The sequence below is a fragment of the Bacillus sp. JJ1127 genome, from assembly GCF_036965845.1.
In the GTDB taxonomy this organism is placed as follows: domain Bacteria; phylum Bacillota; class Bacilli; order Bacillales; family Bacillaceae_G; genus Bacillus_A.
In genome coordinates, this window is sequence record NZ_JBALQK010000136.1 from 548 (window position 1) to 9,407 (window position 8,860).

Annotated in this window: 11 protein-coding genes and 1 pseudogene; 3 read left to right on the top strand and 9 right to left on the bottom strand. The window is 34.8% G+C overall.

The genetic code is table 11. The features are described 5' to 3' along the window. Positions 1 to 162 precede the first annotated feature (162 nt). The 8 genes and pseudogenes from V7183_RS13890 to V7183_RS13925 all read right to left on the bottom strand — a co-directional run bounded on the left by V7183_RS13890 (position 163) and on the right by V7183_RS13925 (position 6,458). Positions 163 to 1,299: an HBL/NHE enterotoxin family protein gene (locus V7183_RS13890; protein ID WP_335359894.1), complete on the bottom strand. Its 1,137-nt coding sequence runs from the start codon at positions 1,297 to 1,299 to the stop codon at positions 163 to 165. A gap of 630 nt (positions 1,300 to 1,929) precedes the next feature. Next, a pseudogene (locus V7183_RS13895) lies at positions 1,930 to 2,274 on the bottom strand (DUF6176 family protein). Between the two features lie 3 nt (positions 2,275 to 2,277). Beyond that, positions 2,278 to 3,072 carry a GNAT family N-acetyltransferase gene (locus tag V7183_RS13900; protein ID WP_335359895.1) on the bottom strand — a complete coding sequence of 265 codons (795 nt, stop codon included), beginning with the start codon at positions 3,070 to 3,072 and terminating at the stop codon, positions 2,278 to 2,280. Next, positions 3,069 to 3,401, bottom strand: coding sequence for a cupin domain-containing protein (locus tag V7183_RS13905; RefSeq protein ID WP_335359896.1), 333 nt, complete (start codon positions 3,399 to 3,401; stop codon positions 3,069 to 3,071). Before V7183_RS13905 ends, V7183_RS13900 begins: the two co-directional genes overlap by 4 nt. A gap of 27 nt (positions 3,402 to 3,428) precedes the next feature. Continuing rightward, positions 3,429 to 3,641: a phosphodiesterase gene (locus V7183_RS13910; protein ID WP_335359897.1), complete on the bottom strand. Its 213-nt coding sequence runs from the start codon at positions 3,639 to 3,641 to the stop codon at positions 3,429 to 3,431. Between the two features lie 73 nt (positions 3,642 to 3,714). Continuing rightward, complete coding sequence (locus tag V7183_RS13915) at positions 3,715 to 4,167, bottom strand: hypothetical protein (protein ID WP_335359898.1); 453 nt, start codon at positions 4,165 to 4,167, stop codon at positions 3,715 to 3,717. A 151-nt stretch (positions 4,168 to 4,318) separates the two neighbouring features. After that, positions 4,319 to 5,452 (bottom strand): alanine dehydrogenase, encoded by a 1,134-nt coding sequence (gene ald, locus V7183_RS13920; protein WP_335359899.1) that lies wholly within the window; start codon positions 5,450 to 5,452, stop codon positions 4,319 to 4,321. A gap of 214 nt (positions 5,453 to 5,666) precedes the next feature. Further along, on the bottom strand, positions 5,667 to 6,458 hold the full coding sequence (locus V7183_RS13925; protein WP_335359900.1) for an SDR family oxidoreductase: 792 nt from the start codon (positions 6,456 to 6,458) through the stop codon (positions 5,667 to 5,669). 147 nt (positions 6,459 to 6,605) lie between these two features. On the opposite strand from V7183_RS13925, the gene V7183_RS13930 reads away from it, so the two are divergent. Next, complete coding sequence (locus V7183_RS13930; protein WP_097899299.1) at positions 6,606 to 7,064, top strand: universal stress protein; 459 nt, start codon at positions 6,606 to 6,608, stop codon at positions 7,062 to 7,064. A 56-nt stretch (positions 7,065 to 7,120) separates the two neighbouring features. On the opposite strand, the gene V7183_RS13935 is transcribed toward V7183_RS13930, so the two are convergent. After that, positions 7,121 to 7,792 (bottom strand): hypothetical protein, encoded by a 672-nt coding sequence (locus V7183_RS13935; protein ID WP_335359901.1) that lies wholly within the window; start codon positions 7,790 to 7,792, stop codon positions 7,121 to 7,123. Positions 7,793 to 7,920: 128 nt separating this feature from the next. Here V7183_RS13935 and V7183_RS13940 point away from each other — a divergent pair, with 128 nt between their 5' ends. Continuing rightward, complete coding sequence (locus V7183_RS13940; RefSeq protein WP_335359902.1) at positions 7,921 to 8,100, top strand: ProA domain protein; 180 nt, start codon at positions 7,921 to 7,923, stop codon at positions 8,098 to 8,100. Positions 8,101 to 8,200: 100 nt separating this feature from the next. Beyond that, complete coding sequence (locus V7183_RS13945) at positions 8,201 to 8,761, top strand: DinB family protein (RefSeq protein ID WP_335359903.1); 561 nt, start codon at positions 8,201 to 8,203, stop codon at positions 8,759 to 8,761. The last annotated feature ends 99 nt before the right edge of the window (positions 8,762 to 8,860 follow it).

Below are 8,860 nucleotides of genomic sequence, written 5' to 3' on the forward strand. Positions count from 1 at the left end.
GGTTCTGTTGCAAAGTTTTTGAAACTTACATAAAAGTGAAAGGCGAAGTCTTGAATCAGACTCCGCCTTTTCGGTGTATAGGAAATTGTTAAATGGTTATTTAACGATGTAATCCCAGATTTTCTATGTTTTGGACAACTTTGTAACAGAATCGATATTTCCCTATTGTTGTGGAGTAACATGTTCCACTTTTAATTCTTTTATTCCTTCTTTTAATGCGGACACATCTGTTTTAAATGTTTTCCAACTATCTTTAGCTGCATCCAAGTTAGGTTTTAAGAATTTAAATTTGTTTTGATCATCTTTTTCAGATGTATTCTCAATCTGTTGCAGTACCGCTGTATATTGAGAATCTAAATTATTCCATTGCGTGGACATATAAGTAAGGGCATTAATAGCTCCGTCAATCGCATTATACATCTCACTAATATTATTATATGTAACACCGACTACACGATTTAATGTTACTTTATGATCTACAGGCTGATTTACTTTTTCTAATAATGGTGCTACTAACGGCTGTAACTCTTTTAATTGATCTTCTGCTACAACTACTATTATACCACCAATCAACGGTAGGCCTAAAACGGCACCCTTCATTACATTGAATCCATCAGATTTTAATTTGTTATAACGATTTATTTTCGCTAAAATTTCATCTAGGCGCTTTTGATCCTCCTCAATCTCAGCGTCCTGCTTTTTTAAAATCGACTGCAAGAGATCTTTATGTTCTCCAAATGATTTAACATCTTGTCCAATATTGTTTTTTAACGTAGTTAATTCTTGTATTAATTTTTGTGTATTCTTTTGGTTTTGTTGAATTTCAACTCGTAAATCTGTAATCCCTTCTTTTAAAGTATCTCCATCCCCTTCATTAATTGCCTCTACTAACGCATCATAATAATTGTCAAATTGTGTATCGTATTCAACAATGCCTGTCAATGTATTTAAAAGCTGTCTTTTTACTTGTGTATCCCATTTAGCAGCATGCTCTCTTGCGTTCTTTTGATCTTGTACAATTTGATTAGGTAAATTTGGAGCCTCTTTCATATCAATTCTTTCAAAATTCACATCTGGATTATTAATTAACATATAAGAATATCCATTCATGGATTTTGCAAATACCCCAGCATCTTGCAAAGCTTTTTTCATCTGTTCTTTATTTGCTGAAAGAGACATATCTCCGTTAGTCTGTTCAATTTCACTTGCAAAAGCTGTTACTGGTGTAACTACATTAGCTGTTGTAATCGTTAAAAACGTCGATACAGCTAGTAATTTGTAAGGGATTTTATTTATCATTTCATCTTCCTCCATAGGTTATGATTTTAAGTTCTATATTCCTAGATCTTCAACGAACTACTGTTGGGTTCTCTCCTTGCACACGCTTGAGAAAGGGGAGTTCTTTCGGATGGAGTGTTAAAAACTCTCGTTATTATTTGTTTCCATAGAATGTAAGGTCCTTACGCCCCCATTTAAACACTATGTTTTTTATAAGTAAACAATAAAATTGCATCATTTTTTATTTGATAATTCGGGTAATTTATATTCGCATTATAAAAATATTATATTTAAAAAATTAAATACCACTAACCACTTCACTAAGTGAAATAATTATACTCTAATAATTAAATGTAAAATGTAATGATTTTCATTGATTTATATTAATCTCTTGCAAAAAAATATTTTTAATATAATTTAATGATCCTTTATATATCATTTTACTTTATTTGGATATGTAAAATTACATACAAATATAGTCATATCAATCATAAATTTTCGTGTTGTCTTTTTGCTTGTTTCACACGCAAAAAGACTGTCTTGGTTTCTTCTTTTCATACTTGAACAGTGCTTCAAATTAAATTCTTTTCACAAAAAAAGCCCATCTATTTTGATGCGCTTTTATCCATACATACAAAGAACATTATTCTATTATTTCATCGCTTCTTTGACAGCATCTTGAATCATAACAACCTCTGTTTTCATATCTACAGCCGTTTCCTTCTCATCAATACATTCATACTAAAACTCTAAATGCTTTTTATCAATTTCATGCTGGGAATTTTCGACCTCTATCCCGCCTTCTCCTTGGACAGAGTACCAATATAAGTATTCTTCTCCATCTCTTATTTCCCGGAAAATTGTCTCTACATACATTTTTTCGTCGTTTAATGTTAATAATACGTCTTTCATATGATCATTGAGTAGCTTCATCCATTCATCAACACGGTGGCTTTTTCCTTGTTTCACCTTGAATCTTGTTAATTCGACATTCATCTTTTATTCTCCCATCTTCTTACGTACATATAAAACGTATTCCTCTGGATAATCAAAACCTAGTTTCCTCGCTAGCTTTTGAGAAGGAATATTATCTATATTACAATCCCAACATGGCGTAATATGATGTTGGATACAGTGGTCTATGAAATATGTTGCAACTAACCGGGCTAATCCTTTTCCTTGATGGTCTGGATGCGTTGCGATGTCAATTTCGGCAAAGCCATTCCCACTAAAAATTGACACACATTCTGCAACCACCTTTTGACCTTGTACAATACAAAATCCAAAACCATCGTTCAAAAACGTTTCTTTTGATCCCCAATACTCTTTATAATATTGCTCCGTAAATTCGGTACTTTTTTCAATTATATTTTTATCAATACGCTTAATCTCGTATGTGAAATCATCTAATTCTCTCTTTCTATCTTCAAAAATATCCCTCTGAAATCGAAATGTTTTTCGCGGGATTTTCTTCAAAGAATCCTTGAAATGATTTTCAATAACCATCTCCCACTCTTTACTAGAAGTAAAGAGTGTAAACCGTTTCTCCTTGGTTAAAACGTCTTTTTCAATATACGAAAACAAAGTATGTTGAAATTCCTGATCATGGGCATCTCCAAATAGATAGTAAATGCCATTAACAGTCGCAATTAACCCTGCTGTTGATTTTTCATTTGCAACAATCTCACCATCTATGATTCGGTCACATACTGCATAAGCAAAAGTAGATGCCTGTTTGCTCGCCTCTAAAACCGGAAGAATCGTATGATATTTTGCTAAGGTTATCTTCTTCATACATTCTCCACAATAACTGTATCTGCCTCTAAGTTTTCGAAACAAAGATTCACAGTTCGCTGCAGAGCCCTTGTTCTGTGAATAGTACCTGCTGGAATTAAAATAGAATCGTTCGGTTTTAGTACAGCTGTATCCTTATCTTGAAAATCAATCAGTAACTCTCCTTCGAGTACCATAAATAATTCATCCGAATTGGAGTGAAAGTGCCAATCATATTCACCCGTAAACACCGCAATCCGTAAACAATGGTTATTCACATTTGATACAACAAAATTTTTGTGCTGCTCTTTAATATCTTTTGTGAGTTCTAATAAATTTACCTTTTCCATCTTTATTCCCATCCCCTAATCAATTTACTACTTCCCCCAAAACCATCCAATTGCAATGACAATCGCACAAACCCAAAAACCCATTTCTCCAAAATCAAACGTCTTTTTCTGCTTCCTTGCTTTTTTCACTTCTTCTTTTAGCTCTTGTACAGTTTGTTCTAAGCTAACAATCGCTTCTTTCATCTCATTCAGTTCACTTTTCTCCTGTACGTTTTCCTCTGCTTCTTTTGCTAAATTCATTGCTGTACGCCCTCTCTATAATCTTCTATATCATTCTGAATAATGAAACATTTCAAGATAATCCTTTCCAGCTTTAATCTCCGCCGCCACAATCGCCCCCATCACTTGAACTACTACAGTCACTATCACCGTAATCTATCATTCCACTTGATGAATCGGAAGTATAAGAAGACTGTCTTCTTCTTTGTCCTCTTTTTCTTTCCTCTTTTCGTCTCTTTTCCCACTCGTCTTTCCTTTCATGTTTTGGCCATATTTTATAAAAGGCCAGACCATAGATACATACTGTTATAATCATAAAAATGGATATTAAAGTATCTTTAAGAAATCTTGGCCGTATATCTAATAGGATAAATCCACCAATGGAAAAAACACAAATAATAACATAAATAACGATAGCCATAGAACGAAATGTATTAGATACGTGAAAGGCACCATCTTGTTGCAGCGTTATACTCTCTTCTTGCCCTTGAAATGCTTCATATTTCTGCGATCTTTTTTTCTTTTTCTTATTACTTTTTATTCCCAAATTGCCCCCCTCTCTTGCTTTAAATCCCTTTTTATACAATTCAAACCTATCATAAAGTGAACAAAGCTAACAAGAATAAAATTCCACTTTTAAGAGCTTTAAAATAAAAAAAGACCCTCCTCATATAAGGAAGGTCTCACAATTTTTTCTATTATGATAAAGCAGGAGCTTTTTCAAGAAGCTCTTTCGCATCAGCATATTGTAAACCATGCGCTTCTGCAACTGCTTCAAATGTTACATAGCCATCTAATGTATTAATACCTTTTAATAATGCAGAATTGCTTAGGCAAGCTTGTTTGTAGCCTTTGTTTGCAATTTGTACTGCATATGGTACTGTTACGTTTGTTAATGCAAGAGTTGATGTACGTGGAACCGCACCTGGCATGTTTGCAACTGCATAATGAACAATGCCGTGTTTTTCATAAGTTGGGTTATCATGAGTTGTAATGCGGTCAGTTGTTTCGAAAATACCACCTTGGTCAATCGCGATATCTACTACAACAGAACCTGGTTCCATTGATTTAATCATTTCTTCTGTTACAAGTTTTGGCGCTTTTGCACCTGGAATTAATACCGCACCGATTACAAGATCAGATTCTTTTACAGCTTCTGCAATGTTGTAAGGGTTAGACATTAACGTTTTTACTTGGTTACCGAAAATATCATCTAATTGACGAAGACGTTCTGCACTTAAGTCGATAATTGTTACGTCAGCACCTAAACCTACTGCGATTTTCGCTGCATTTGTACCAGCTTGACCACCGCCGACAATTGTTACTTTGCCGCGTTTTACCCCTGGAACGCCTGCAAGTAAAATACCTTTGCCGCCTTTTGTTTTTTCAAGGAACTGTGCACCAATTTGTGCAGACATACGACCAGCTACTTCACTCATAGGTGCAAGTAGTGGTAAAGAACGATTGTCTAATTGTACTGTTTCATACGCAATTGATACTACTTTCTTTTCAATTAATGCTTTTGTTAATTCTGGCTCTGGAGCTAAGTGTAAGTATGTGAATAAAATTAAACCTTCACTGAAATAACCATATTCACTTTCTACTGGCTCTTTTACCTTCATAACCATATCTTGATTCCATGCTTCTTCAGCAGTTTCAACAAGTTTTGCACCAGCTTGTACGTATTCTTCATCTGTAAAGCCTGATCCTAAACCTGCACCCTTTTGAACAAAAACTTCATGACCATTGTGTACTAAATGTACAGCACCGGCTGGCGTCATTGCCACACGGTTTTCATTGTTTTTAATTTCTGTTGGAATACCGATACGCATTATTAATTCCCCCTTGAGTTATGAAATGACCCCTGAATCATTTTTTTAAGCGCTTTCTACGCTCTTATATTCTAACATAATATCTCAATATTTGACAAAAAAATAATACGAGTTTTCCGATAGATTTTCCCCCGCATTAATGTCTGACTGGTGAGGGCTAACCATAAGTAGGGGATGAAACTCACCACTTATGGAAGTTTCACTTTATCTATTTTTATCGATATCTATGAATAACATCAACTGCTCCTGTTACTTCAATGATTGAACCCGTAATCATATCGGAATCTTCTTCGCATAAAAACGAAATTGTTCGCGCAATATCTTCACCTGTTCCCGATCTACCAATTGGTGTCCGGCTATCTTTCATCGTACGTGCCTTTTGAATCGTCGCCTCTTTCATTTCACCAATAATATCTCCTGGACAAACCATATTCGCTGTAATGCCATATTCCGCTTCTTCATAAGCAACTGTTTTCGTTAACGAAACAAGCCCTACCTTTGCCGCAGCGAATGCAGAACGATAAATCCAACCAGGTGCACTATCAGCCCCTTGGAATCCATAGTTGATAATGCGGCCAAAATGTTGCTCCCTCATAATGGGAACGACAAGTTTTAATAAGTGAAATACCGCTGTTAAGTTCCCTTGTATCATTTCATTCCATTCATCTTCTTCATAATCCACTAACTTTTTTCGTTCAAATACATAGGGACCCGCATTATTAATTAAAAAATCAATTTTGCCAAAACGATGAATTGCCTCTTCTACTATTTTATGTAAATCTTCTTTTTTCGTGACATCCGCTTGCACGAACTGTAAACGTTCTTCTATATGTTTATACTTTTCTTTCATTATTGCTACAGCACTCATATCGCTATGATATGTTACTGTTACTGAATATCCTTTAGCCAATAATTTCTCTGTTACTTGCTTTCCTAAACCTTTCGTACCGGCCGTAATGAGCGCGTGTCTCACAAACATGCCTCCTTTTAAATTGCTATAATTCATATGTAACAAGTTCTTGCTACAATTACAACTAAAAAGAATTGAAACAGACTTTTCAAAATTCTGTAACGTTTTTGACAAGCACATTACCATAATTTGTTTTATAATAAAGTTGTAAAGGGTTATAAAAATGATTGGGAGGAATCTACTATGAATAATACATATACAAATATTTTAATTGCGGTGGACGGTTCTAAAGAAGCTGAAAAAGCCTTTAAAAAAGCAATTCAAGTTGCAAAACGTAACAATGCTACATTAACAATCGCTCATATTGTTGATGTAAAAGCATACTCTGCAGTAGAGGCATATAGCCGTGCAATTGCTGAGCGTGCAAATCTATTTGCAGAAGACTTATTAGAAGACTACAAAAAGGTTGCAACTGAAGCTGGTCTTGAAAAAATAGAAACTGTATTAGAATTTGGTAATCCAAAATCTAAAATCTCAAAAGAAATTGCTCCAACACATAAAGTAGATTTAATTATGTGTGGTGCAACTGGTTTAAACGCCGTAGAACGTTTCTTAATCGGTAGCGTCTCTGAACATATTATTCGCTATGCAAAATGCGATGTCCTTGTTGTTCGTGGTGATGAAGAGCACGGTGAGCTTTAATTCATAAAAATAAATAGGGTAGGCAAGAGGAAATCTCTTACCTACCCTATTTTTATTTATACTTTAGGAATTCGATAATCCGGATTATGCTGCTCCCAACCACCTTGTGTATCTACACTAGAATCTCCATCACCATCTACCCATATTGTTCTACCATCAGATAAAGTTCTTTCATGGGGTGTTACATGATGAGTATTCGGATTTTCCTCCGTTGTATACTCTGCATCAGTTGCTTCTGGAGCTGTTGCTTGTGCTATACTATCACTTTCTACCCCTTCTGCAATTCCATCTGCACCATCAATTATATCAATAACTCCAACTGAGAAGACGCCTACAGCTGCAACTTTAGCTAATTCTTTTCCTGCTTCTATTGCTTTATCAGTATCTCCCTCTCGTATCGCTTGTACAGTTTCAACTCCCTTTTCTGAAACATGTACAACCCCTTTTCCAATTGTCGTTGCCGTATCTTGGACTGTTCCGATTATCTCTTTATATCCTCGCTTCGCTTGCTGTTTATCGTCAGTAATGAGCCCACCTATAGCATCATACGTCCCATCAGCAATATTCCCAACGATTTCTCCAGTTTTAACAGTAGCTTTATTAACCCCTTTTCCAACATCCTTTATGAAATTACTATTCGTAACTTCTCCTACCGCTTCTATCGTACCGCCAACTACTTCAGCTGTAACTTTCGCCACCGCTCTAGTTGCTAATTTAATTAAACTCATACCGCATCCCCTTTAATTAATATTATTATATAACATTATTGAAATTCTAATTTCCTAACATTAGGTTAACATACATTTTTTAGAAATAGACGGACAAAATATATGTGTTTAGAAAAGGAGGAGTCTTTATGGGAGATCATGAACGTATTATTTTAGATGTAAGCGAGCAAGAGATTGAAATGTTAAATACAATATGCTCACACTTTGAAGAAAAACATGGTGTTGAACTAAGCCATGGTGCATTACTTCGAGATTTAATGGATATTGAGTATATTCGAATTACGGAAAATCGACATAAGTATGATTAATCGATGAATTTTTAAGCCTAGAGCGTGTTGTTCTAGGCTTAATTACATCCACGCGAAAAATGTTATAATTAGGAAAAAGAAGTGTGGAGGATACTTAAATATGAAATCTGAAAATATCGCAAAACATTTTCACACATTGCACCAGCAAAGGTCTCAATTTCTTCCTAAAATACAATCACTATCACAAGAAGAACTATGGTATCGAAATGAAGATGGAAAATGGTCGATCGGAGAGCATTTCTATCACTTATATTTAATTGCTAGAATGCTGAAAGTCGCAATTAAGTTTTCTTTCGTCCTTTTTCCATATGCCAAGATGAGAAGGAATGCTCCATTTGCAACTGAAATACATGACATTTTTGCAGAATTCAAAGAAAAAAAAGGCAGAGGAATGAATGCTCCTTTCATTTTAGTACCACCAAAAAAGATCTATCATTCTATGAATGGAGAAGAATTAGAGCGATTGCTAGTAAACGAAACAAATGCAATACAAGCATTTGTTAAAAATATAGAAGAGGATATCGCAGGGCACATTGTATTTTTGGATCCAATTGCTAAGTATCCTAATCTCATTCAGGCCATTCAACTTTTAGCGATTCATGAGAAACATCACTTTGCAATCATTGAAAATAGCTATAGAATGATGCATGAATGTATATAGTATAGAAGTCTAAAAGTAACCATACACTTTATACTGACCTTTTCTTCCTATATAAATCCATTTTCATTTTTCGACATCCAAATCCCTGCTATGCAGAAT